The following is a 23,298-nucleotide window of genomic DNA, read 5'->3' as shown; positions in this document are numbered from 1 at the left end:
GGATCCCGCCTCGACCGATGGTGGGAGCGGATGCTTCGCACCGAACGCCGCAGGAAGCTCTGGATCTGGGGCGGCCCGGCCGCCGTGACGCTCCTCGCGTTCGTGCTGCGGTTCTGGAACCTCGGTCACCCGCACTCGCTCGTCTTCGACGAGACCTTCTACGTGAAGGACTCGTGGTCGCTGTGGCTGAACGGCTACGAGAGCACCTGGCCGGACGGGGCGGACGAGGGCTTCGCGAACGGCGACGCGGGCAGCCCGAGCACGAACCCCTCCTACGTCGTGCACCCACCGCTCGGCAAATGGCTGATCGCGCTCGGCATCGCCGTGTTCGGCATCGACGACAGCACCGGGTGGCGCATCTCCACCGTGATCGCCGGAACGCTCGCGGTCCTGCTCGTCACGCTCATCGCCAAGCGGTTGTTCACTTCCTCGATCCTCGCCGTCCTGGCCGGGTTCCTGTTCGCGATCGACGGGCACGCGATCGTCATGGCCCGGGTCTCGCTGCTCGACAACTTCGTCATGTTCTTCGTGCTGGCGGGGTTCGGCGCGATCCTGTTGGACCGGTCGTGGCACGCGTCACGCCTGGCGGCGAAGGTCGCGTCAGCCCGGGCGAGGGGCGCCGATCCGGCCTGGGGTCCCGTCCTCTGGTGGCGGCCGTGGCTGCTCGCCGCAGGGGTCGCGTTCGGCGCGGCCACCGCGGTCAAATGGAACGGACTGTACTTCCTCGCCGCGTTCGGCGTGTACGTGATCGTCACGGATCTCCTGCTCCGACGCCGACTGGGCCTCAGCCTGTGGGCGAGCGCGGCGGTCCTCAAACAGGGCCCCGTGTCCTTCGTGACCCTCGTCCCCGTGGCCGCCGTGGTGTACCTCGCCAGCTGGACCGGGTGGATCAGGACGTCCGGCGGGTACGACCGCCAATGGGCGGACGCGGTGGGGAACGCGTGGACCGGCACCTTCGCGTGGGTCCCCCACTGGTTCCAGAGCCTCCTCCACTACCACCAGAGCGCCTACAGCTTCCACGTCGGCCTCAGCACCCCGCACCCCTACGCCGCGAACCCGCTCGGCTGGCTGCTCATGATCCGGCCGACGAGCATGTACTACCAGTCCCCCGCCACCGGGACCGACGGCTGCGCGTGGGACGCCTGCTCCTCCGCGATCACCTCGATCGGCAACCCGCTCATCTGGTGGGGCGCCGCCGTCGCGCTCGGGTACTGCGTCTACCGGCTCGTCCGGTACCGCGAGTGGCAGGTCGGGCTCATCGTCCTCGGAGTCGCAGCAGGGTACCTGCCCTGGCTGCTCTACCTGAACCGGACGGTGTTCCAGTTCTACACGATCGTCTTCGAGCCGTACCTCATCCTGGCCCTCGTCTTCGCGATCGGGAAGATCCTCGGGTCCCGCGACGACCCGGAGGAACGACGGTTCGCCGGCGTCGGCGTCATCGGGGTGTTCGTGACCATCACGACGCTGTTGAGCATCTTCTGGTATCCGCTCTGGACCGCGATCACCGTGCCCTACTGGTTCTGGCACCTGCACGCCTGGTTGCCGTCATGGGTGTGACGGGAGGACGACGATGAAGGCGCTCCCCGGGGTGCTCGCCGCCGGTGCCGCGGCGCTCGCCGCCCTGGGCCTCCACACCCTCCTGCCGGTCGTCCCGCTCCTGACCGCGAGCGTCCTGCTCGGCATGGTGGTGGGCCAGCTGCCGCCGTTCCAGCGGCTCGCGGCGGGCGTCCTGAAGCCGGGACTCGGGATGAGCGCGAAGCGGTTCATGCGGATCGGTGTCGTCCTGCTGGGGCTGAAGCTGAGCCTCGTCGACATCGCCGGCCTGGGGTGGGTCACGCTCGCCACCACGGTGGCGATCGTCGTCGTCACCTTCTTCGTCACCCTCTGGCTCGGCCGGAGGCTCGGGCTCGCGGGCCCCGAACCGCTCCTCATCGCCACGGGCTTCTCCATCTGCGGCGCCTCCGCGATCGGCGCGATGAGCGGTGTCGTGAAGGCGAAGGACGAGGAGCAGGCGACGCCTGTCGCGCTCGTCACGCTCTGCGGGACCCTCGCGATCTTCGTCCTCCCTGCACTCCGCGGCCCCCTCGGTCTCAGCGACGAGCAGTTCGGCCACTGGGTGGGGGCGAGTGTGCACGACGTGGGTCAGGTCGTCGCGACCGCCCAGATCGCCGGCACGAGCGCACTCGCGATCGCCGTCGTCGTCAAGCTCACCCGCGTCGTACTCCTCGCCCCCATGGTCGCCGCCGCCGCGACGATCGAACGCCGCCGACTCCTGGCGGTGTCGGCCGGCGCCGGTGCGCAGGTCGACACCGACGGAACCGCGACCGCAGCCCGACCGCCGATCGTCCCGCTCTTCGTGGCGGGCTTCATCGCCGCGGTGCTCGTCCGAACCCTGCTCCCGGTGCCCGAGCTCGTCCTCGACCTCGCCGACGGCGTGCAGACCGCACTGCTGGCGATGGCGCTCTTCGCGCTCGGTGCCGCGATCCGCGTCCGCACACTCGTCACCACCGGGTGGCGCGCGCTCGTCGTCGGGCTCGTCTCCTGGCTCCTCATCGCGGTGCTCGCGCTCGGAGCGGTGCACCTGGCCTGAGGCAGGCGTGCGTGTCCGACCAGCGTGACTAGTGCTCGCCGCCCACGATCTTCAGGCCGATGACGCAGCCGATGAGCCCGAGGATGAGGAGCACCTTGACCACCGACAGCTGCTCGCCACCGAAGGTCATGGCGTAGCCGACGGTGAGCGCTGCGCCGATCCCGACCCAGACCGCGTAGGCGGTGCCGACCGGGATGTCGCGCATGGCCCAGGCGAGTCCGGCCATGCTGAGCACGAGCGCCCCCGCGAACGTCACGGTCGGCCAGAGCTTCGTGAAGCCCTCGGACTTGCCGAGCGCGGTGGCCCAGACGGCTTCCAGGACACCGGACGCGATGAGTACGATCCACGACATGACGATCACTCCCAAGTGGTCAGTCTTGTCGCGTTCCGGGTACTGCGCCCTCGTCCGGCAGCCCGATCAGGGCTGTGCCCCACACGATACGCCGACGCCCTGGGCAGGCCCTGTGCAGTGCGGTCGAATGCGACGCAATGTTGCAGCACGGTGAAGCGCTCGACGGTGCTCCGGTAGCGTGAACGCATGGCAGATCGTGAGTATGGCTTCCGCACGCGTGCGATCCACGCGGGCAACATCCCCGACCAGGTGACCGGCGCACGGGCGCTGCCCATCTACCAGTCGAGCGCCTTCGTCTTCGACGACACCGCCGACGCCGCCGCCCGCTTCGCCCTGCAGAAGTACGGGAACATCTACTCCCGCCTCGCCAACCCGACGGTCGCGAGCTTCGAGGAGCGCATCGCCAGCCTCGAGGGCGGCCTCGGTGCCGTCGCGACCGCCTCCGGTCTCGCCGCGCAGTACATCACCTTCGCCTCGCTGGCCGGACAGGGCGACCACATCGTCGCCTCGGCCAACCTCTACGGCGGCTCGATCACGCAGCTCGACGTCACCCTCCGCCGGTTCGGTATCGAGACCACCTTCGTGCAGTCCTCCGACGCCGCCGACTACGCCGCCGCCATCCAGGAGAACACGAAGCTCGTCTTCGCCGAGACGGTCGCAAACCCCTCGGGTGAGATCGCCGACATCGAGGGCCTCGCGGACGTGGCGCACGCACACGGCATTCCGCTGATCATCGACTCGACCATCGCGACGCCCTACCTCAACCGCCCGATCGAGTGGGGTGCCGACATCGTCACGCACTCGGCCACCAAGTTCCTCGGCGGCCACGGCACGACCCTCGGTGGCGTCGTCGTCGAGAGCGGGCGCTTCGACTGGAACACCGACAAGTTCCCCCTGTTCGGCCAACCCGTCCCGAGCTACGGCGGCCTGCAGTGGTCGGGCAACTTCGGCGAGTACGCCTTCCTCACCCGGCTGCGCGCCGAGCAGCTCCGCGACATCGGTCCGGCGCTCGCACCGCACTCGGCCTTCCTCCTCGCCCAGGGGGTCGAGACGCTGCCGTTCCGGATCCAGGCCCACGTCGACAACGCGCGGATCGTCGCCGAGTGGCTCGACGCCGACCCGCGCATCGCCGCCGTCAACTGGGCCGGACTCCCGGATCACCCGCACCACGAGCGCGCGGACAAGTACCTGCCGAAGGGGCCGGGCTCGGTCTTCAGCTTCGAGGTGAAGGGTGGCCGTCAGGTCGGCCAGAAGCTCATCGAGTCCGTCGACCTCGCGAGCCACCTGGCGAACATCGGCGACGCGAAGACGCTCATCATCCACCCCGCATCGACGACGCACGCGCAGCTCTCCGACCAGCAGCTCGTCGACGCCGGTGTGCTGCCGGGTATCGTCCGGCTGAGCGTGGGCATCGAGGACCCGGACGACATCATCTACGACCTCGACCAGGCGCTCGCCGCCGCGGTGAAGGAGTAGTGGCATGAGCACTTCGACAAGCTCAGTGACCGGTGAGGGCGCGACCGTGAACGGTGTGGACGCGACCGTGACCGACCAGGACACGACCGAGACGGTCCGGCTCACCAACGGCCTCACCTGCGCGCTGCCCGCCGATTCGCCGCTCGCGAAGCTGCTGCGTTCGCAGCGCACCTGGGCGGGCCCCGACGCGAAGTCCCGTCTGAAGCTCCTCCGCGAGGCGAAGTCCGTCGCGATCGTCGGCGCCTCCCCGAACCCGGCGCGTTCCTCGTACTTCGTGGGCACCTACCTCCAGCAGTCGAGCGACTTCAGGATCTACTTCGTGAACCCGAACGCTACGGAAATCCTCGGACAGCCCGCCTACCCCGACCTCGCCTCCCTGCCGGAGGTACCCGACATCGTCGACGTCTTCCGCAAGGCGAGCGACATCCCCCAGGTCATCGACGAGGTCGTCGCCGTCGGAGCTCCGACCGTCTGGGTGCAGCTCGGCATCTGGAACCAGGAGGCAGCCGAGTACGGAGAGTCGAAGGGCCTGAACGTCGTGATGGACCGCTGCATCAAGGTGGAGCACGCCCGGTTCCACGGTGGACTCCACCTGCTCGGCTTCGACACCGGCCAGATCACCGCCCGCAAGACCCTGCGCTGACGCCTCGGTTCCCTGAACTCGTCGGCAGGTCGCACTCCGACAGGCTCAGTGACCGGGGACGGCTCGGTGGTACGGGATACGGCCCTGGATACACTCGTGACGTGCCTGCGTCGAACCTCCGAGTGACCGTCCTGGGGCCGGTGCTCGTCGAGGGACGCACCGGCCGGCTCGTCCAACCCGGTGGCCGGCTCGCCAAAGCGCTGGTGACGATCCTGGTGCTCGCGGACGGGCGCGCCGTGTCGACGGCCGCCCTCATCGACGAGCTGTGGGACGACGCACCGCCCGCGGGTGCGAAAGCTGCACTGCAGACCCTGGTCTCACGGGTGCGCGCCGTGTCGGCACCCGACCTCATCGACTCCTCGGCCGCCGGCTATCGACTGTCGGTCGACCAGCCCCTGGTCGACCTCCACGTCGCCGCGCGGGCGGCCGATGCGGCGTCGACGGCCATCCGCGCCGCAGACCCGGACACCGCCGACATGCTCGCCCGGGACGCGCTCCTCCTCTGGACGGGTGATCCCGGCGCTGAACTGGACGGTCCGATCGGCGAGGAGCTGGCGCACCGCGCGGCGCGACTCCGCGACGAGCTGCGTCGGGTGCGTGCTCAGAGCCGCCTCGAGCTCGGCGACGGCGCGGCCGTGATCACCGACCTCGAGACGCTCGTCGCCGCCGACCCGCTCGACGACGCCACCCAGCTGATGCTCTTCAACGCCTACGCGCAGAGCGGACGTCGCTCCGACGCGATGCAGCTCTTCGCCGATCACCGTCACCGGCTCCGCGACGAACTCGGTGCCGACCCGACGTCGGCACTGGTCGCGGCGCACACGGCGCTCCTGCAGGACGCCGTCGAGGCGCCTCCGCCGGTGGCCACTCCGGTGACCACCCGGGTCTCCAGCATGGTGCTCGGGCTCCGGACGGCGCCGAACGAACTCCTCGGTCGCGACACCGACCTCGACGCGATCGGCACGCTCGTGTCCGAGGTCCGCCTGACCACGATCCTCGGCCCCGGTGGCCTCGGGAAGACCCGACTCGCCCAGGAGGTCGCCCGACGTGCCACCACGACCACACCCGGCGTCGTCGTGGTGGAACTGGCGAGCGTGCGGGACCCGGACGATCTGCCACTCGCGGTCGCGACCGCACTCGGCATCCGCGAGGCCCCGACCCCGCGTCGGCTGAGCGAAGCGATCATGGTGCAACCGGTCGAACTGCGCGAGCGCATCATCGACCGACTCTCGGAACGGCCGACGCTGCTCGTGATGGACAACTGCGAGCACCTCGTGGACGCGGCGGCACGCTGGATCGCCGATGCGCTGGCCTGGGCCGGCGACCTCCGCGTCCTCGCGACGAGTCGGAGCCCGTTGTCGATCGCCGCCGAGCACGTCTACCAGCTCGACCCGCTGGACGCCGCCGTGGACGGCACCGACCTCGAACACGCGGGCCCGGCGGTGCGGCTGTTCGTCGAGCGTGCCCGCGCAGCCCGTCCGGGTCTCCATGTGCCACTCGACGTCGCGGCGCGTCTGTGCGCGAAACTCGACGGCCTCCCGCTGGCGATCGAACTCGCGGCGGCGCGCACCAGATCCATGTCGGTCGAGGAGATCGAGCGACGACTCGGGAACCGCTTCACCCTGCTGACCGCCGGTGATCGCAGTGCTCCTGAGCGCCACCGCACCCTGCTCGCCGTCATCGACTGGAGTTGGAACCTCCTGGGCGAGCACGAACGTGTCGTCCTCCGTCGCATGTCCAGGTTCCCCGACGGCTTCGATCTGGAGGCGGTGGCGGCGCTCGCGCCTGAGGTCGAGGTCGTGGAGGCGCTCGACGCGCTCGTCGGCCAGTCGTTGCTCACCGTGCAGGACGACCCGGCCACCGGGACCGTCCGATTCCGGATGCTGGAGACGGTCCGCGAGTTCGGCGCGATCAAGTCCGCCGAGGCGCACGAGGACGACCTCGTACTCGACCGCACGCGGACATGGGCGGTCGCACTCGCCGAGACGCTCCTCCCCGCCATGCAAGGGCCTCGACAGGTGGCGGCGTTCGCGCGCCTCGCCGTCGAACAGGACACCCTGGTGGACGTGCTCCGCGGGGCCGTCGCCGAGGATCGCGCCGATGTCGTCGCCCCGGTCTTCGCAGCACTCGCCCTCTTCTGGACGATCCGCAGCGCGCATCAGGAGGTCCTGGTCTTCGGTGCGGCCGTCCTCGACGTGCTCCGCCACCAGGACCCGGAGTCGGTGTCGACCGACACCCCCGCCATCGCCGTCGCCATCATCACCGTGACGTCCCTCGCCACCGATCCCCGCACGTCCGCGCGGGCGATCGGCGTCCTCCGCCGACTCGAACGGGCGCGGACGACACAGGCCCCACGGATGCGCGCGATGGTCAGCCTGTTGCTGGTCGCGGGTCGCCCCGAACGCGCGGAGGCCCTCCTCCGCGAGTACTCCCGGTCGACCGACCCGCACGTCGCGAACCTCGGAAACCTCATGTCGGCACAGGCGGCGGAGAACGACGGCGACCCCCCCGCCGCCGAAGCGGCCGCCCTGCGCGCGAACGACCTCTCGCTCACGCTCGGAGATGTCTGGGGCGCCGCCATGAGTGCGCACATGCTCGCCCAACTGCACAGCCAGAACGACGAGCCGGAGGAGGCGCTCATCTGGGCGGCCCGCGCTGCCGAGGGGCTGACCGCGATCGGTGCCGAGGCGGACCTCCGTCAACTCGAGTGGCTGATCGCGATCGGCGACATCGCCCGTGGTGACCACGCCGCCGCCGCCACCGTGCTCGACCGGTTCCTCTCGGACGACGTCTCGTTCTCCGCGTTCGCCCCGCTCCCCGAACGCCGGTCGATCGGCTGGGCCGGTCTCGCCGAGATCGCACGGGCCCAGGGCGACGCCGCACGGGGAGCCGAGCTCTACGGGAAGGCGCTCGTCGCGTTCGCTCCGGGTGAGTCGCGACGATCGCCGTGGTTCACCCTCGTCGGCTCCGCCGCGATCGCCGCCGCCGTGCTGGACGGCGTCCCGGACGCCACCGAGGTCCAGCGTCTCGTGCGGCGGGTCCGCACCCGCACCCTCGCGCTGGGACGCCTCCTCCCGAACCGGTTCGACCGACCGGTGCTCGGTTCCACCGTCGTCGCCCTCGGCGCCTGGTACGTCCGCTCGGACGACGACGAAGTGCGATTGGTCGGCGCCGAGCTCGTCGCGCTCGCCAGTGCGCTCGCCTCCCGTCAGGACATCCCATCGCTCGTCCGCACACCACACGAGGCAGCAGCGGCGGCGCGCCTCACGGCGACCGAGCGCGACCGCCTCGCCGAGCGGACCCTCCCCCTGCAGGCGCACGAGAGCGCCGCCAGGGCGTTCGAACTGCTCGGCAGTCCCGCCCTGGCGGCGCGCTGATCGGTCGCTGCGGTCGTCTCGTCGTCAGGCGCGCCGCATGTACGCCCGCACGGTGAGCGGTGCGAAGACCGCCACGATGACGGCGGCGCCGAGGAGCGCCAGCCAGGCGTCACCGCCGAAGACACCCGTGTTCGCGAGGTCGCGGACCGCGGTCACGAGGTGCGAGACGGGGTTCACGTCCACGAAGCCCTGGAGGAAGCTCGGCATCGTCTCCGGGTTCACGAAGGCGTTCGAGAGGAACGTCAGCGGGAACAGGACGAGGAAGGAGATGCCCTGCACGCTGCTCGCGCTCCGGGCGATGACCCCGAAGAACGCGAAGATCCAGCTGATGGCCCAGGCGCAGACGATCACGAGAAGGCCGGCGAGGGCCACGAAGCCGATGCCGCCCTCCGGTCGGTACCCCATGACGAAGCCCATCGCGAAGGTGAGCGTCGTGGCGATCGTGTAGCGCACCGTGTCGGCGAGGAGGGCACCGGCCAGCGGTGCGATGCGGGCGATGGGCATCGACTTGAAGCGGTCGAACACGCCCTTGTCCATGTCCTCGCGGAGCTGGATGCCGGTCACGACCGAGGTCGTGATGACGGTCTGGACCAGGATGCCCGGGATGATGATCGGCAGATAGCTCGCGACGTCGCCGGCGATCGCGCCGCCGAAGATGTACGTGAACATCAGCGTGAAGATGATCGGCTGGACCGTCACGTCGATCAGCTGCTCGGGCGTGCGCTTGATCTTGAGCAGTCCGCGGTACGCCATGGTGAAGGAGTTGCGGACCGTCTGCGAGAGGCTGACGTGGTTCCGGAGGGACCGGTCTGCGGCCGGGGTGATGGTGATCGTGCTCATGCGTGGACCTGCTCTGCGGTGTCGAGGGAATCGGTGTCGGACACGGCGTCGGCGTCGTCCGCCTCGACGCCGTGCCCGGTGAGGGTGAGGAAGACCTCGTCGAGCGTCGGCTTCTGGACGCTCATCTCCGCGAGCCGGATCCCGGCTTCCCGGAGCGTGATGAACAGGTCGGTCACGGCGTCGGGGTCGCGCATCGGGGCCGTGATGCGGGTGGCCTCCGGCGACACGACGGTGTCCACGCCGAGGACGCTCGAGATGACCCGTCGTGCATCCTCCAGGTCGGCGGGGTCCGCGAGCCGCAGCTGCAGCGACGACTCGCCGACGGAGGCCTTCAGCTCGTCGGAGGTGCCCTCGGCGACGACGAGACCGCGGTCGATGACGGCGATCCGGTCGGCGAGCTGATCCGCCTCGTCGAGGTACTGGGTGGTCAGGAGGACGGTCGAGCCCGTCGCGACCAGGCGGCGGATCGTGTCCCACATCTGCGCGCGGGTCCGCGGGTCGAGGCCCGTGGTCGGCTCGTCGAGGAAGATGAGGGGCGGCTGGGCGATGAGGCTCGCCGCGAGGTCGAGACGACGACGCATGCCGCCGGAGAACTTCTTCAAGGGTCGCGACGCCGCGTCGCTCAGGCCGAACTCCTCGAGGAGTTCCGCGCTCTTGCGCTTCGCCTCCGCGCGGCCGAGTCCGAGCAGTCGCGAGAAGATGACGAGGTTCTCGGTGGCCGAGAGGTTCTCGTCGACCGACGCGAACTGCGCGGTCACGCCGATGAGTTGACGCACGACCTGCGACTCCCGCTGGATGTCGTGACCGAAGACGGTGGCGGTGCCGGCGTCAGGACGCAGGAGCGTCGCCAGCATGCTGATGGTGGTGGTCTTGCCGGCGCCGTTCGGGCCGAGGACGCCGTAGACGGTGCCGGTGCGGACCGAGAGGTCGACACCGTCGACCGCCCGGTTGTCGCCGAAGGTCTTCACGAGGCCGTGGGCTTCGATCGCCCAGTCGGAGCTGATGCTCATGCGGATGCCTTTCGAAATCAGGTGTGGACCGCCGGTGGGCGACCCGGACAACAGTGTGGGCTGGGGCACTCACGGAGCGCTCACCCACAGCTGACACCCGCTGACACCCGCTGACACCGCACCCGGCGCTGAAGACGCTTAGAGTGAGAGGAGCCAGTCGCACCGAAGGGGGTCGTCCAGTGACCGCATACGTGTCCGCGTTCGACCTCTTCTCCATCGGGATCGGGCCGTCCAGCTCGCACACGGTCGGACCGATGCGGGCGGCCCTGGCCTTCGCCACCGGGCTCGCGGACGACGGCCTGCTCGACCGGGTCGACCGCGTCACGTGCTCGTTGTACGGATCGCTCGGCGCGACCGGCATCGGCCACGGCACCCCCGACGCCGTCGTCGCGGGACTCCAGGGGCTCACCCCCGAAGGGTGCGATCCCGCCGAGGTCCGACGGGCCTGGAGCGATCACCCCGACGGCGCTCCGCTCACGCTCGCCGGGACGCGGGCCATCGCGTTCTCGAAGGACGACGTCTCGTTCGTGCCCAGGACGAGGCTGCCAGGCCATCCGAACGCCATGACCCTCCACGCCTGGGACCAGCGGAGCGACCTCCCGGTGCGCTCCGAGACGTACTACTCCGTCGGCGGCGGCTTCATCCGTCGTGACGGCGACGACCCGAGCACGGTGCTGCCGTCGACACCCGTGCCGATGCCGTTCCGGACCGCTGAAGCGCTCATCGGGCTCTGCGACGAGACGGGACTCCCGATCGACGCGATCGCGAGACGCAACGAGGAAGCCCTGCGGCCAGCCGTCGAGGTCGACGCCGGCCTCGACGCCATCTGGACGGCCATGCACGAGTGCGTGACCGCCGGGCTCGCCGACACCGGCACCCTCCCGGGCGGTCTCGGCGTCAAGCGCCGGGCACGTGCCGTCCGTGAGCGCCTCGACGTGGCCGAGGCCGAGAGCGGGCGTGAGCTCCCCACGGAGTGGCTGCACGCGTTCGCCCTGGCGGTCAACGAGCAGAACGCCTCCGGCGGGCGGGTCGTGACCGCACCCACGAACGGGGCCGCGGGGATCATCCCGGCCGTCGGAAGCTACTACCTGCGGTTCGTGCCGGGCGCCTCGCTCGACGGTATCCGTCGCTACCTGCTCACGGCGACCGCCATCGGCTCGCTCTTCAAGGCGAACGCGTCCATCTCCGGGGCCGAGGGCGGCTGCCAGGCCGAGGTCGGCTCGGCCTGCGCCATGGCCGCCGGTGCCCTGTGCGCCGTCCTCGGCGGCACACCACGTCAGGTCGAGAACGCCGCGGAGATCGCGATGGAGCACCACCTCGGCCTCACGTGCGACCCGGTGGGCGGGCTCGTCCAGGTCCCGTGCATCGAACGCAACGCGATCGCGTCCTCGACGGCCGTCAGCGCCGCACGCCTGTCGCTGCACGGCGACGGGACACACCTGGTGTCGCTCGACACCGTGATCGAGACCATGCGCCAGACCGGCGTCGACATGTCGACGAAGTACAAGGAGACGAGCGAGGGCGGTCTCGCGGTCAACGTCATCGAGTGCTGAACGCCGGCGTCGTGTGACCGCGTGTTGCCGACCACCGTGGTCATCCGGGCCGCGGCCTCCTACGGTGGGCGCATGACCTCCACGCACGCGCCGTTCCTGGTGGACCCGCTCGTCTCCACCCAGTGGCTCGCGGACCATCTCGGCAGCGAGAGCCTCATCGTCCTCGATGCGAGTGTCGTCGAGCTGCCTGCGCTGGACGGCGGCCCGGTGCGACTGGTGAGCGGCTACGACCTGTACCTCTTCGACGGGCACGTACCCGGCGCCGTGTTCGTCGAGCTGCTGGATACAGGCCGGGGGCTCGGAGCGTCCTCAGCGGACGAGGTCCGACGCGGTGCGGCCGCCATCGGCGTCACGGAGCAGCACACGCTCGTCCTGTACGACCAGATGGACGGGCGCTCCGCCGAGCGCCTGCGGGCGGCGCTGACCGGAGCCGGGTACGAGCGCGTCGCGCTCCTCGACGGTGGACTCGGGCGCTGGCGCTCCGAAGCACGCGAGCTGCGGTTCGGCCGTCCGGACGGCTCGTTCGGAGCCTGACCCATCCGCGTGTCGGGTCGACGGGTGCGCTGGATCAGCGGGCGTCGAGCTGCGCCGCATCCGTCACGGGGAGACGGCAGACGAAGTCCCGGCACTGGTAGGCGGTCAACCGGCCGTCGCGACTCGTCCGTTCGGCGAAGACGTCGAACCCGCTCGCCGCCCAAGCCGCCGCCTGCCGCTCGGAGACCACCGCCACGACGTCGTCCCGGCGCGTCCTGACCGCGTCGCGCATCGCCCGATCCGCCGTCGCGCGATCCTCGTCCTCGTCCGGGTCCACCCGATCCGGCCCGACGACGATGAGTTGCGACGCCGGACCGGCGAGCGATGCCGCCAGGGCCAGACTCGCGCCGAACGCGGTCGGTGCCGACAGCGCAGCCGACGCGGCGAACCGGACCGCGCCCTCGGCGGCGTCCCGGAACCGGCCGTCAGCCGTCAGCTGGAACAGCAGCAGCGACGCGCGTCCGAGCGACGAGATGCCCGAGGGATACGCGCCCTCCGACGGGTCGCCGTCGATCCGCATGCCCTGGGCCGACAGCACCGGGTCGCCACCACCAGGCAGGATGAAGCCGGCCACCGTGGCGGAGGGGGCGTCGGTCACGGTGTCGTCGGGCAGGGTCTCGTCGGTCACGGTCTCGTCTGACAAGCACCGGTCGACGAGGTCGCGGGCGACCTCCGCGTAGCGGACCTCGCCCGTCGCGAGGCCGAGGCGCAGGAGCCCCTCCGCGAGCATCCCGTAGTCCTCGAGGGTCGCCGACGCATCCGACCGCCGTTCATCGAGCGAGGCCCGGGCGAGCGTGCCATCCGAGCCGAGGTGGTTCTCGACCACCGCGTCCGCCGCCCACCTCGCCGATTCGAGCCACTCGGGACGGTCGAAGACCGTCGAGGCCTCCGCCAGCGCGCCGATCGCGAGCCCGTTCCAGCCGGTGAGCACCTTGCGGTCCACGGCCGGCGGGGTCAGCGTCGCCCGGCCGTCCGCATCACGTCGGTAGTAGCCACCCTCCGATCCGACGCCGTCGACGATGCTCTCGGAGTCCTGCGCCGACCCGAAGCCGCCGCTCGGCTGCTGCAGCGTGCCGATGAGGAACTCGGCGATCCCGGCGGCGACACCGGCCGCCCACGAGCTCGGGCGCTCGGCCCAGGCCCGCGTGTAGGCGGTGAGGAGGAGCGCATTGTCCGTCAGCATGCGTTCGTAGTGCGGCTCGCTCCAGTCCCGGTTGACCGCGTACCGGAAGAACCCGCCTTCGACCGGGTCACGGAGCGCCGATGCCCCCATCGTCCTGAGGGTCCGTTGCGCGAGGTCGACACCGCGGCGAGCGGCGTCCCCCTCGCGCGGCGTGAGCAGGAAGTCGAACAGCGGGGCCATCGGGAACTTCGGAGCCGTGCCGAAGCCGCCGAGCTCCCGGTCCTCGAGCGCCTCGACCGCCTCGACCGCCGCATCGAGCTCGCCGGTCTCCGGCAGCGGCGCGTCATCCGTGGACGACATCGTCTCGGCGATCGCCCGCGCGAGTCCGTCGGCGCTCGCGACGACCTGCTCCCGTCGCTCGGTCCACGCGACGCGAACCGCCTCGAGCACCTGCGGGAACGAGGGATGCCCTCGGAGCGGCACCGGTGGCGAGTAGGTCCCCGCGTGGAAGACGTGTCCGCGCGGCGTCACGAACACGTTCAGCGGCCAACCGAGGTCACGGGTGAACGCGCCGGCGGCGGCGAGATAACTGGCGTCGACGTCGGGGTGCTCCTCGCGGTCGACCTTCACCGCCACGAAGTCGCGTCGGAGGAGCTCGGCGATGTGCTCGTCCGAGAACGACTCGCGTGCCATGACGTGACACCAGTGACACGTCGAGTAGCCGATCGACACGAGCAGGGGGACGTCGCGGCGGGCCGCTTCGGCGAAGGCCTCAGGCCCCCACGGGTACCAGTCGACCGGCTGCTCGGCGTGCGATCGGAGGTACGGGCTCATCGCCTCGGCGAGCCGGTTGGTCATGCGGGGTCCGTGGCCCGGGACCTACTGGCCGAGCGGCAGTCGCTCGCCCGCCGTGATCCGCGTACGGAGCCGGTTGTTCGGCGCCGGCAGCGGGCACACGTAGTGGTCGCTGAACGCGCACGGCGGCAGGTACGCGCGGTTGAAGTCGACGAGGACGTGGCCGTCCGAGGTCGGGGCCGGCATGCTGATGAAACGGAACCGGTAGCTCTCGTCGCCACTCGTGCCGTCGGAGAACACCGCCCAGAGTCCGTTCGGGCCGCCGGTGACCGTCAGCGTCACCGCTTCATCACCGAGCTCGAACTCGACCCGGCCGACCGGTGTCTCGGTCGTGACGTGGCCGTCGATCGACTCGGTCTCGACCGTGACGTCCGGGGACGGCACGAACCGCGCCGGCCGGATCCAGGCGACGTCGGGGGCGAAGGCGCTGATGCCGTCGAGCGAGGTCCGCGTCGGCGCCTCCGGATCGAGCACGCGGAGGGCGTAGACGCCGTCCCGCTCCATGCCTCGGAGCAGCGCGTCGCCGAAGTGCAGTTCGTCGCCGTGGACCAGCTCGACGCGGTCGGTCATGATCTGGGCGCCACTCGGCGTGGTCAGTCCGGTCCCCGTGAGCCGCTCACCGACGATGCCGGTCGCGTCCGCACGCCAGGTGCCCGGCGCGCCCTCGAGGGCGGTCGCCTCCTCGGTCAGCCAGTGGGTGAACCGGAGGGCGGCGATACCGTGGGGTGCTCGGACGGAACGCTCGCGAGCGGTGTGCCAGGCGGTCCAGGACGCGATGAACTCTGCGGGGGTCTCGGAACTCATACCCAGACGCTACCAACTCCTCAGGTGTCGGAAACCCCCTGGACATCCGGCTGCAGCCGGATGCGCTCCCCGCGAACAGCGCGATGGCGCCGCCCGGAGAACCGGACGACGCCATCGACGTGTGGCTGCTGCTCAGTCGAAGAGCTTCTTGTCCTTCAGCCAGTCGGCCGCGAGGGTCTTCGGAGCTGCCTTCTCGTCGCCCTGGTTGCGGGCGTTGAGCTCGATGAGGTCTTCTGTGGTCAGCTCCGCCGACACGGCGTTCAAGACCTCCTTGACCTTGTCGCTGGCCTTGGCCGAGTTGATCAGCGGCAGGACGTTCTGCGGGAGGATCAGGTTCTCCGGGTCCTCGAGCGTGACGAAGTCGTTCTCGGTGATCGACGGGGTCGTGGTGTAGATGTCGGCGAGCTGGACCGTACCGTCGAGCAGGGCCGCGGTGGTCTGGGCGCCGCCGCCGTCGCTGATCGGGACGAAGGTGAGCTTGTCGGCGGGGACGCCGTACACCTCCGTCAGGCCCTTCGGGCCGTACGGGCGCTCAGCCAACTCGGGTGCGCCGCCGATGGCGAGCGGGATGGTGAGGGCCGCGAGGTCGGCGAGGCTCGTGACGTTGTTCGCCTCGCTGAACTCCTTCGTGACGTTGTAGGAGTCCTTGTCCTCCGCCTTGGACTGGTCGAGGACCTCGTAGCCCTTGGGCGTGGCCTCCTGCAGGGCGGAGTAGACCTCGTCGCTCGAGGTGGCCGTGGCGGAGTCGTCGAAGAACTGCAGCAGGTTGCCGCTGTAGTCGGGGACGAGGTCGATCGAGCCGTCTTCGAGCGCTGCGATGTAGACGTCGCGAGCGCCGATGTTCAGGGACTCGGCCGTCTTGATGTCGTTGGCCTCGAGCGCCTGGATGTAGATCTGCGCGATGATCTCCGACTCGGGGAATCCGGCGGAGCCGACCGTGATCGTGTCGGATGCCGCGGTCTCCCCGGCGGTCGGGTCGCCTGCGGAGCAGGCGCTGAGTGCGAGTGCCGCGACCGCGGTCGCGGCGATGCCGACGGCGAGGCGTCGACCCTGTCGAACTGTGAACATGGTGTTTCCTATCTGTGATGGGCGAGAACGGTGGTGCCGTTGTGGGTCTGGGAGCCGGGCGGTGCTGTCACCCGGGGTGGTGGGTCGCTTCAGTCGTTGCGGTATGCCGCGGTCTGCATGTTCGCCTCCGCTTCTGCGACGACGGGGTCTGGAGCGGTGGACCGGTCGCCACCGCTCGTGGCGTGACCCCGGGTCTCGTCGACCCGTGTGTGGGTCGCCTGGACGCCGCGCGGCACGACGGCACGCTGCAGCAGGGAGAAGACGCCCTCGAGGAGGAGGGCGAGCACGATGATGATGATCGAGCCGGCGAGCATCTGCGCGTAGTCCCGTACGGGCAGACCGTCGAGGATGTAGCGACCGAGACCGGGGCCGTTGGTGAGGAACGCGACGACGGTCGCGGTCGCGATCGTCTGCAGGACGGCCGAGCGCACGCCACCGATCATGAGCGGGAGCGCGAGCGGGATCTCCACCTTGCCGAGGATCTGCCACTCGTTCATCCCGACGGCACGCGCGGCGTCGATGGTCTGGCGGTCGATCGCCTCGACCCCTCCGTACGCACCGGCCAGGACCGGCGGGACGGCGAGCACGACGAGGGCCGTGATCGCGGGGACGAGACTCGTGCTGGAGAAGCCCCACCCGAGGGTGATGAGGGCGAGGAGCGAGAGCAGACCGAGCGTGGGCAGCGCCCGGAGCGCGCCGGTGATCGCGACCGCGACCTCTCGTCCCTTCCCGGTGTGCCCGATGAGGAGCCCGAGCGGGATCGCGATGACGCAGGCGATGAGGACGGTGAGGCCGGTCACGGCCAGGTGCTGGAGCACCCGCACGGGGATGCCGCCCGGGCCCTCCCAGTGCGCGGGGTCGAGGATCCAGGCGAAGGCGGCGAGGAAGTTGATCATGCGGCTCCTCCCCCGGCGGTCGCCAGCTCACGGGCTTCGGTGGCCGCGCGACGACGACGGATCGCACCCTTCGAGCTGATCCGCGTCCACGGCATGAGGATTCGGCCGAGAAGCACCAGCAGGACGTCGAACACGATCGCGATCACGACCGTCCCGACGATGCCGGTCAGGATCTCGATCGGGAACTGCCGGTTGTAGCCGTCGGTGAAGAGGTAGCCGAGGTTCGTCACGCCGATGAGGGCGCCGACGCTCAGCAGGCTGATGGTGCTCGCGGAGACCACGCGGACGCCGGCGAGCATGAGCGGACCCGCCAGTGGGAACTCCACCCGCCAGAACCGCTGGCCGGTGGAGAACCCCACGGCCTGGGCCGACTGCCGGACCCCGGCGTCGACGGCGTCGAGCGCGTCGGCGACCGTGCGGACGAGCAGGGCCACGGCGTAGATGGTGAGCGCGATCACGACGTTCGCCGGATCGAGGATCTTCGTGCCGATGAGGGACGGCATGAGGACGAAGAGCGGCAGGGACGGGATCGCGTAGAGGATGCCGCTCAGCGTGAGCAGCACGCCTCGCGACCACCGGTACCGGTGTGCGAGCCAGCCGAGGGGTAGGGAGATGAGGAAGCCCAGGATGATCGGGGGCAGGCTCAGCTGGACATGGGTGAGGGTGAGGTCCCAGATCATGTCCCAGTTCGCGATGACCCAGCTCATGTGGATGCGCCGTCCTTCCGGACGTCCAGGCCGGTGCGGTCGCCTGCGCCGGGCCCGGCTCCGAGGACACCGGCGGGGCGGCCCGACTCGTCGACGACGACGTCGCGTCCGTCGACGCGCTCGACGTGTAGGGTCCGCTGGCCGCGATCGGCGCCGATGAACTGGGCGACGAAGTCGTCGGCCGGGTTGGCGACGATCTCGGCCGGCGTGCCGACCTGGGCGATGTGGCCGCCCTTCTGCAGGATGACGACCTGGTCGCCGAGGAGGAAGGCCTCGTCGATGTCGTGGGTGACGAACACGATCGTCTTCGCGATGTCGCGCTGCAGTCGGAGCAGCTCCCGCTGGAGCTCGGCACGCACGAGCGGGTCGACGGCACCGAACGGCTCGTCCATCAGCAGGATGTTCGGGTCGATCGCAAGGCCTCGTGCGACGCCGACGCGCTGCTGCTGGCCACCGGACAACTGACTCGGGTACCGGTCGGCGAGCGCGCGATCGAGTCCGACGGTGTCGAGGAGGGTGAGGGCGTCCGCCCGGGCCTGCTTCTTGTTGACGCCGGTGAGCATGGGCACCGTCGCCACGTTGTCGATCACGGTGCGGTGCGGGAGGAGACCGGAGTTCTGCATGACGTAGCCGATGCGGCGACGGAGACGGACGGGGTCGACGGCGGAGACGACCTCGTCGTCGATGACGATGCGTCCCCCGCTCGGATCGACCATGCGGTTGATCATCCGCAGGAGCGTGGTCTTGCCACAGCCTGAGGACCCGACGAAGACCGTGGTGGAACGCGACGGGATCGTGAGGGAGAAGTCGTCGACCGCGAGGGTGCCGTCGTCGAAGCGCTTGGAGACGTGTTCGAAGGAGATCATGCTGGACCGATGCCTCTTCTCTGCACGGCTGTTCGTGACAGGTCGTCTTCCAAGGGTCGTCGCCGCCGCGGTCGGTGGCTCGCTGAACGTCTCTCGGTCGGTGGTCCGAACCTACCGGAGGGCACCGACATCGCCCACCCCCTCGACACGTGTCGAAATACATGGCATGCGACGACGTGGGTGCGCCCGCGCACCGTCACCCGCCGGCCGCCGTCGCTCAGGATCGGTCGACGCCCAACGCGGCGAGGGCCGCCGTGACGAGCTGCTGACCGTGCAGCTCCTGCTTGATCGCCGACCGGAGGCCGGCATGGGCGACGGAGAACCCGACCGCCCACTCGTCGTGCTCGCCCGGGCCGAGCGCGTCCGCCGCGACGATCGCCTCGACCGCCAGCACGTCCGCGAAGAGGGCGGTCGAGCGTTCCAGCAGTCGCAGCGAGGTCCCGGCGAAGGAGGCCGGGTCGTCCGAGGCCTCATCCGGCACGCCGGCGGTGACGACCGGGGTCGCGAGCACGCGCAGTTCGGCGACGAGGTCCGCGGCCGACTGACCGAGCCGACCCGGTGCGAGCCCGTGCCCGGTCCCCCGGTGGTCGGCCCCGCCTCCGCCGATGCGTCTGAGCCGTCGCTCGGCCGCAGCGGCGGTGTGCGCGATGGCCGCGCGCAGCCCGTCGAAGGCGCGGGCGAGCCGCGCGCCGTGGAGCAACCCGCCGGTCCGCAGGACACCCGACGCCTGGTCGACGAGTGGATCCTCCGAGGCCGTTCCGAGCGTCGCTTCCACGAGCTGGACGGCCGCGGTGACCTCGTCGGCGAGGGCACCGTTGATCTGTGGGGTCGCCCGGAGCCGCAGTCCGTCTCGTTCCCCTCCGCCGCGCGCACCCTCCGGGCCGACCGGCGTCGCCAACAACTCGGAGATCCGCTCGCCACTCGCCCGGGTGCCGGCCGACGGGGTGCCCGCGAGGACCGTCGCGTCGAACGCCGGTCCTCGCCCGCCGCGCCCGGGCCGCGCAGCCGCCCGGGACGAGAGTGCGCTCGTGGTGTCCGCGAGTCGACTGAGCGCGCCGAGCCGGTGGAGGGCGAGCGCGCCGACGCCGAGGGAGTAGGCGTTGTGGTGGACGAACGCCAGCCCCTCGTGCACAGCGAGGTCGAGCGGCGCGAGCCCGACCCGTGACAGGGCGACCTGCGCGGGGAGCCGTTCGCCCGCGAGGACCGCCTCCCCCTGTCCGATCACGAGCGTCGCGACGGATGCCAGGTGGGTCTCGTCGCCGTCGCCGAGGGAGCCGATGGACGGGATCACCGGGGTCACCCCACGGTTGAGGAGTTCCGCGACGAACACGGCGGTCTCGAGGCGGATCCCGGATGCCCCACGGGTCCAGCCGGCGAGCCGGGCGGCGACCACCGCCCGAGCACGGTCCACCGAGAGCGGCAGTCCGATGCCGCCACGGCGGTCATGGACGACGCGCTCCTCCACTGCCGAGACGTCGAGCGTCGCGGTGCGCGGAGCCGCTCGTCCCCCGGCGGTCCCAGGGATCCGTGGACCATGGGGCCGAGAACCCTGAGCGCCGACTCCGACCGGCGTCGTCTGCCGGTCGATGATGGCCCGGCCGGCGCCGATGCGGTCGAGCGCCGGGGTGTCGAGGACGACGATGGCGTCGTCACGGGACACGGCCACGAGGTCGTCGACCGAGATCGGGCCGGTGCCGAACACGACGGGCGCTCCCATCAGTGCGCGCCCGTCGATCGGTCGGCGGCGTTCGTCTGGTCTGCGCTGCTGGACACGGGTCGCTCCATCCGCTCGTCGAGGGGCCGTGGACCGGCCGGGATGGACGTCAGCGTACGAGCGCCTCGCGGCCGGTGCACGGTGTGTGTCGACGTATGACGGCACGCGGGAACGGCCGGTGTTCGGCGAGGTGTCCGTCGACCTCAGCGGTAGCGGCGGCCCTCGTCGCGGCGGTAGAGGGCGAGGACGACGACGGTCAGGACGAGCGTCCACGCCAGGACGCCGACCCACGACCACCACGGCAACTCGCCACCCTGGACCGCCCAGACGACGAGCTCCCGGGTCTGACGGCTCGGGAGGAACATGGACAGCCGGTCGAGCCACGGGGCGAAGAGGAACGGTGGGATGAACAGTCCGCCGGCGAAGGCCAGGGAGAACATGACCACCTGCACCACGGCGATCGCGGCCTTGCTCGGGAGGGCGTACCCGATCGCGGTGCCGAGGAGCATGAACGGCAGGGCACCCACCAGGAGCGCCACGATGCCGCCGAGCAGTCCCATCGGAGTCGTGGTGGCTGCGGTCAGGAACGCGCCGAGCACGACGACCGGTATGACGGCCGCGAACCCGAGGAGGCCGACCGAGCACAGGTGCGAGAGAACACGGGCGACGCTCGTCACCGGAAGCGTGCGGAGGTACGGATCCCACGCCTGTTCCCTCGCCTGGGCGATGGTCAGGCCGAAGCCGAACAGGGAGTTGGCGAGCACGGCGAACACGATGAGGGAGATGACCGCCTGGGTCGCGATGACGGGATCGCCGGCGACCTGCGCCTGCGGGACGACGAAGAACAGTAGCGAGAGCGCCGGGAAGACGAGCGAGCCGATCAGCGCGATCGGGACGCGCACGGTCTCGAGCAGGGAGTACCGCGCGTGCAGGGCGGTGAGCTGGACGGTGGTGGCCATCAGGCGGCGCTCCGTTCGACGTCCGCCCGGGCATCCGCGGTGAGGGTCAGGAACGCCTCCTCGAGGGTCGCTCCGCGCACGGCGAGATCGGTGAACGGGGCCTCGGACCGGACGAGCTCGCGCACGAACGCGTCGGCGTCACGGACGTCCAGTTCGACGGCGTCACCGTCACGACTCGCCTGGACGACCCCGGTGAGCCGCTCCACCGCTCCGGGGTCGGTGGTCCGGAGCCGCACCCGGTGGATACCGACGAGCCCGAGGACGTCGCGCAGTGGGGCGTCGGTGATGACCCGTCCGCCACCCAGGACCACGACGCGCTCGGCGAGCGCTTCGATCTCCTCGAGGTAGTGACTGGTGAGGACGATGGTCGCCCCGAGCTCGTGTTGCCGGCGGATCGCGTCCCAGAGGGTTCGGCGGGCGTCGACGTCGAGGCCCGTCGTCGGCTCGTCGAGGAGCACGAGACGCGGTCTGCCGACGAACGCGAGCGCGACCGCGAGGCGGCGCTGCTGGCCGCCCGAGAGCGAGCCCGTCTGGCGTCGGAGGAGGTCACCGAGACCGAACTGCTCCGCCAGGGCGGCCGTCGGCACGCGGTCCGCGAAGTGGCGTCCGACGAAGTCGACGACCTCTCCCACCCGGAGCGTGGGCGGCAGTGCCGTCTCCTGCGGGGTCGATCCGAGCCTGGTGCGGTTGACCGCATGGGCGGGATCGCCGCCGAAGAGCGTCACCGTGCCGGTCGTCGGACGTCGGGTGCCCTGCAGCAGGGAGAGCACGGTGGACTTGCCGGCGCCGTTGGGCCCGAGGAGCCCGACGAGCGAGCCCGGCTCGACACTGAGGTCGACGTCGTGCAGCGCGGTCACGTCGCCGTAACGTCGTGTCACGCCCTCGAGGGTGGCCAGTGGTGTGATCGTCATGATGTCCCCGTTCCCGACGCGCCGCCGAGCATCGCTCGGAGCCCGGTCATGTAGTCCTCGAACGCGCGGCGCCCGAGCGTGGTGAGTTCCAGGTAGGTGACCGGGGTGCGTCCCCGGTGGGTCTTCGTGACGAGGACGTAGGCGCCGTCCTCGAGCTTCCGCAGATGCGTGGAGAGGTTCCCGGCGGTCATGTCGAGCATCTCCTGCAGGCGGGGGAACGACATACTGCTGTGCGCATCGATCGCCGCGAGCGTCGACATGATGCGCAGGCGGGCCTGAGCGTGGATGAGGGGGTCGAGTTCGTCCATCGGTCACGCCGCCGATCGGTGGGCACGCCGGCGGCGGGTCGCTTCGAGGAAGGTCGCGTACACGAGGAACCCGCCTCCGCCGGCGACGGCCATGATGAGCGCGTTGCCCGGCGAGCCGAAGAACGGCGCGGCCATGCCGACCACGATGATCCAGATGCCCATGCCGTACATGAGGCGGTCGCGCCAGACTGCTCCACCTGCGAGGTAGAGCAGACCGACCACGAGGCTGTAGATCGCCGGGTAGAAGATGGCGGCGAGTGCGGGTGCCATCCCCGCAGCGAACAGTGCGCCGCCGAACACCGCCGCTGCCGTGCACCCGATCGCCCAGGCGATGCCGTACATCGTCCCCTGCACCTGCTGTGCTCCCTGGATCCCACGCGACACGCGGGAGCCGATGATCGACGACGAGACGATGCCGCCCACCATGAGGATCCCGAAGAGCCATCCGGCGACCGCCGGCGGCGTGGTGAACCAGGGGTTCTCGTCGCTCGCGGACCAGAGGGCGAGGAACCCGACGGTCCACGCGACACCCCAGACGTACACGATCGCGATGGTGGGCCTCGTGAAGATGTCGTCGACACGGCTCGCCTGTCGCTCCTGCAGAGCGAGCATGGCGGCCGGGTCGAGCGCGTCCGAGCCGTCGGTGGGTTCCATCGGTGAAGTCATACCTACTTTGTAACGCAAACCACTCTGCAAGGCAACCCTGTTTGCG

Annotated in this window: 21 protein-coding genes and 1 riboswitch; of the genes, 7 read left to right on the top strand and 14 right to left on the bottom strand. The window is 70.6% G+C overall.

What is annotated here, in order from left to right:
• Positions 1 to 30 precede the first annotated feature (30 nt).
• Both BWO91_RS06775 and BWO91_RS06770 read left to right on the top strand, forming a co-directional pair.
• Positions 31 to 1,557 (top strand): dolichyl-phosphate-mannose--protein mannosyltransferase, encoded by a 1,527-nt coding sequence (locus BWO91_RS06775; protein ID WP_079003867.1) that lies wholly within the window; start codon positions 31 to 33, stop codon positions 1,555 to 1,557.
• Between the two features lie 13 nt (positions 1,558 to 1,570).
• The gene (locus tag BWO91_RS06770; RefSeq protein ID WP_071261120.1) at positions 1,571 to 2,590 is read left to right on the top strand and encodes a YeiH family protein; all 1,020 of its coding nucleotides are present in this window, start codon (positions 1,571 to 1,573) and stop codon (positions 2,588 to 2,590) included.
• Positions 2,591 to 2,618: 28 nt separating this feature from the next.
• On the opposite strand, the gene BWO91_RS06765 is transcribed toward BWO91_RS06770, so the two are convergent.
• A complete protein-coding gene (locus BWO91_RS06765; protein ID WP_079003866.1) occupies positions 2,619 to 2,942 on the bottom strand; it encodes a DMT family transporter in 324 nt (107 codons plus the stop codon).
• 14 nt (positions 2,943 to 2,956) lie between these two features.
• Positions 2,957 to 3,020, bottom strand: a riboswitch (guanidine-III (ykkC-III) riboswitch).
• Between the two features lie 108 nt (positions 3,021 to 3,128).
• On the opposite strand from BWO91_RS06765, the gene BWO91_RS06760 reads away from it, so the two are divergent.
• The 3 genes from BWO91_RS06760 (at position 3,129) to BWO91_RS06750 (ending at position 8,438) form a co-directional block, all read left to right on the top strand.
• Positions 3,129 to 4,418 carry an O-acetylhomoserine aminocarboxypropyltransferase/cysteine synthase family protein gene (locus BWO91_RS06760; RefSeq protein WP_071261122.1) on the top strand — a complete coding sequence of 430 codons (1,290 nt, stop codon included), beginning with the start codon at positions 3,129 to 3,131 and terminating at the stop codon, positions 4,416 to 4,418.
• A 151-nt stretch (positions 4,419 to 4,569) separates the two neighbouring features.
• Complete coding sequence (locus BWO91_RS06755) at positions 4,570 to 5,061, top strand: CoA-binding protein (protein ID WP_430929548.1); 492 nt, start codon at positions 4,570 to 4,572, stop codon at positions 5,059 to 5,061.
• 101 nt (positions 5,062 to 5,162) lie between these two features.
• Complete coding sequence (locus tag BWO91_RS06750; RefSeq protein WP_079001966.1) at positions 5,163 to 8,438, top strand: BTAD domain-containing putative transcriptional regulator; 3,276 nt, start codon at positions 5,163 to 5,165, stop codon at positions 8,436 to 8,438.
• A 24-nt stretch (positions 8,439 to 8,462) separates the two neighbouring features.
• On the opposite strand, the gene BWO91_RS06745 is transcribed toward BWO91_RS06750, so the two are convergent.
• A complete protein-coding gene (locus tag BWO91_RS06745; RefSeq protein WP_064296503.1) occupies positions 8,463 to 9,278 on the bottom strand; it encodes an ABC transporter permease in 816 nt (271 codons plus the stop codon).
• A complete protein-coding gene (locus BWO91_RS06740; protein WP_079001964.1) occupies positions 9,275 to 10,288 on the bottom strand; it encodes an ATP-binding cassette domain-containing protein in 1,014 nt (337 codons plus the stop codon). Before BWO91_RS06740 ends, BWO91_RS06745 begins: the two co-directional genes overlap by 4 nt.
• A gap of 179 nt (positions 10,289 to 10,467) precedes the next feature.
• Here BWO91_RS06740 and BWO91_RS06735 point away from each other — a divergent pair, with 179 nt between their 5' ends.
• The gene (locus BWO91_RS06735) at positions 10,468 to 11,841 is read left to right on the top strand and encodes an L-serine ammonia-lyase (RefSeq protein ID WP_071261125.1); all 1,374 of its coding nucleotides are present in this window, start codon (positions 10,468 to 10,470) and stop codon (positions 11,839 to 11,841) included.
• Positions 11,842 to 11,913: 72 nt separating this feature from the next.
• Positions 11,914 to 12,375, top strand: a complete 462-nt coding sequence (locus BWO91_RS06730) for a rhodanese-like domain-containing protein (protein WP_153303409.1) — start codon at positions 11,914 to 11,916, stop codon at positions 12,373 to 12,375.
• Between the two features lie 34 nt (positions 12,376 to 12,409).
• On the opposite strand, the gene BWO91_RS06725 is transcribed toward BWO91_RS06730, so the two are convergent.
• From BWO91_RS06725 to BWO91_RS06675, 11 genes are all read right to left on the bottom strand, one after another.
• Positions 12,410 to 14,356, bottom strand: coding sequence for a thioredoxin domain-containing protein (locus BWO91_RS06725; RefSeq protein ID WP_079001961.1), 1,947 nt, complete (start codon positions 14,354 to 14,356; stop codon positions 12,410 to 12,412).
• A gap of 21 nt (positions 14,357 to 14,377) precedes the next feature.
• Positions 14,378 to 15,157, bottom strand: coding sequence for a DUF1684 domain-containing protein (locus BWO91_RS06720; protein ID WP_079001959.1), 780 nt, complete (start codon positions 15,155 to 15,157; stop codon positions 14,378 to 14,380).
• A gap of 132 nt (positions 15,158 to 15,289) precedes the next feature.
• Positions 15,290 to 16,225, bottom strand: coding sequence for an ABC transporter substrate-binding protein (locus BWO91_RS06715; protein WP_064296509.1), 936 nt, complete (start codon positions 16,223 to 16,225; stop codon positions 15,290 to 15,292).
• Between the two features lie 89 nt (positions 16,226 to 16,314).
• The gene (locus BWO91_RS06710) at positions 16,315 to 17,121 is read right to left on the bottom strand and encodes an ABC transporter permease (protein WP_064296510.1); all 807 of its coding nucleotides are present in this window, start codon (positions 17,119 to 17,121) and stop codon (positions 16,315 to 16,317) included.
• Positions 17,118 to 17,828: an ABC transporter permease gene (locus BWO91_RS06705; protein ID WP_064296511.1), complete on the bottom strand. Its 711-nt coding sequence runs from the start codon at positions 17,826 to 17,828 to the stop codon at positions 17,118 to 17,120. The genes BWO91_RS06710 and BWO91_RS06705 overlap by 4 nt, the downstream gene beginning before the upstream one ends.
• Positions 17,825 to 18,694 (bottom strand): ABC transporter ATP-binding protein, encoded by an 870-nt coding sequence (locus BWO91_RS06700; RefSeq protein WP_079001957.1) that lies wholly within the window; start codon positions 18,692 to 18,694, stop codon positions 17,825 to 17,827. The genes BWO91_RS06705 and BWO91_RS06700 overlap by 4 nt, the downstream gene beginning before the upstream one ends.
• Before the next feature lie 217 nt (positions 18,695 to 18,911).
• Positions 18,912 to 20,411 carry an aromatic amino acid lyase gene (locus BWO91_RS06695; RefSeq protein WP_079001955.1) on the bottom strand — a complete coding sequence of 500 codons (1,500 nt, stop codon included), beginning with the start codon at positions 20,409 to 20,411 and terminating at the stop codon, positions 18,912 to 18,914.
• A gap of 200 nt (positions 20,412 to 20,611) precedes the next feature.
• Positions 20,612 to 21,367: an ABC transporter permease gene (locus BWO91_RS06690; RefSeq protein WP_079001954.1), complete on the bottom strand. Its 756-nt coding sequence runs from the start codon at positions 21,365 to 21,367 to the stop codon at positions 20,612 to 20,614.
• Positions 21,367 to 22,278 carry an ABC transporter ATP-binding protein gene (locus BWO91_RS06685; protein ID WP_079001953.1) on the bottom strand — a complete coding sequence of 304 codons (912 nt, stop codon included), beginning with the start codon at positions 22,276 to 22,278 and terminating at the stop codon, positions 21,367 to 21,369. The genes BWO91_RS06690 and BWO91_RS06685 overlap by 1 nt, the downstream gene beginning before the upstream one ends.
• The gene (locus tag BWO91_RS06680) at positions 22,275 to 22,586 is read right to left on the bottom strand and encodes a transcriptional regulator (RefSeq protein WP_071261138.1); all 312 of its coding nucleotides are present in this window, start codon (positions 22,584 to 22,586) and stop codon (positions 22,275 to 22,277) included. The genes BWO91_RS06685 and BWO91_RS06680 overlap by 4 nt, the downstream gene beginning before the upstream one ends.
• 3 nt (positions 22,587 to 22,589) lie before the next feature.
• A complete protein-coding gene (locus tag BWO91_RS06675) occupies positions 22,590 to 23,252 on the bottom strand; it encodes a hypothetical protein (RefSeq protein WP_139205399.1) in 663 nt (220 codons plus the stop codon).
• Positions 23,253 to 23,298: the final 46 nt, after the last annotated feature.

The sequence above is a fragment of the Plantibacter flavus genome, from assembly GCF_002024505.1.
Lineage (GTDB): Bacteria > Actinomycetota > Actinomycetes > Actinomycetales > Microbacteriaceae > Plantibacter > Plantibacter flavus_A.
Note: the sequence above shows the minus strand (reverse complement) of the source record. Positions and strands in the feature narration are given on the sequence as shown.

Bases quoted from the DNA above. Each gene is read 5' to 3' on its own strand.
- BWO91_RS06775 (WP_079003867.1), top strand. From the start codon at position 31: ATGCTTCGCACCGAACGCCGCAGGAAGCTCTGGATCTGGGGCGGCCCG.
- BWO91_RS06770 (WP_071261120.1), top strand. From the start codon at position 1,571: ATGAAGGCGCTCCCCGGGGTGCTCGCCGCCGGTGCCGCGGCGCTCGCC.
- BWO91_RS06765 (WP_079003866.1), bottom strand. From the start codon at position 2,942: ATGTCGTGGATCGTACTCATCGCGTCCGGTGTCCTGGAAGCCGTCTGG.
- BWO91_RS06760 (WP_071261122.1), top strand. From the start codon at position 3,129: ATGGCAGATCGTGAGTATGGCTTCCGCACGCGTGCGATCCACGCGGGC.
- BWO91_RS06745 (WP_064296503.1), bottom strand. From the start codon at position 9,278: ATGAGCACGATCACCATCACCCCGGCCGCAGACCGGTCCCTCCGGAAC.
- BWO91_RS06740 (WP_079001964.1), bottom strand. From the start codon at position 10,288: ATGAGCATCAGCTCCGACTGGGCGATCGAAGCCCACGGCCTCGTGAAG.
- BWO91_RS06730 (WP_153303409.1), top strand. From the start codon at position 11,914: ATGACCTCCACGCACGCGCCGTTCCTGGTGGACCCGCTCGTCTCCACC.
- BWO91_RS06725 (WP_079001961.1), bottom strand. From the start codon at position 14,356: ATGACCAACCGGCTCGCCGAGGCGATGAGCCCGTACCTCCGATCGCAC.
- BWO91_RS06720 (WP_079001959.1), bottom strand. From the start codon at position 15,157: ATGAGTTCCGAGACCCCCGCAGAGTTCATCGCGTCCTGGACCGCCTGG.
- BWO91_RS06715 (WP_064296509.1), bottom strand. From the start codon at position 16,225: ATGTTCACAGTTCGACAGGGTCGACGCCTCGCCGTCGGCATCGCCGCG.
- BWO91_RS06710 (WP_064296510.1), bottom strand. From the start codon at position 17,121: ATGATCAACTTCCTCGCCGCCTTCGCCTGGATCCTCGACCCCGCGCAC.
- BWO91_RS06705 (WP_064296511.1), bottom strand. From the start codon at position 17,828: ATGAGCTGGGTCATCGCGAACTGGGACATGATCTGGGACCTCACCCTC.
- BWO91_RS06700 (WP_079001957.1), bottom strand. From the start codon at position 18,694: ATGATCTCCTTCGAACACGTCTCCAAGCGCTTCGACGACGGCACCCTC.
- BWO91_RS06695 (WP_079001955.1), bottom strand. From the start codon at position 20,411: ATGGGAGCGCCCGTCGTGTTCGGCACCGGCCCGATCTCGGTCGACGAC.
- BWO91_RS06690 (WP_079001954.1), bottom strand. From the start codon at position 21,367: ATGGCCACCACCGTCCAGCTCACCGCCCTGCACGCGCGGTACTCCCTG.
- BWO91_RS06685 (WP_079001953.1), bottom strand. From the start codon at position 22,278: ATGACGATCACACCACTGGCCACCCTCGAGGGCGTGACACGACGTTAC.
- BWO91_RS06680 (WP_071261138.1), bottom strand. From the start codon at position 22,586: ATGGACGAACTCGACCCCCTCATCCACGCTCAGGCCCGCCTGCGCATC.
- BWO91_RS06675 (WP_139205399.1), bottom strand. From the start codon at position 23,252: ATGACTTCACCGATGGAACCCACCGACGGCTCGGACGCGCTCGACCCG.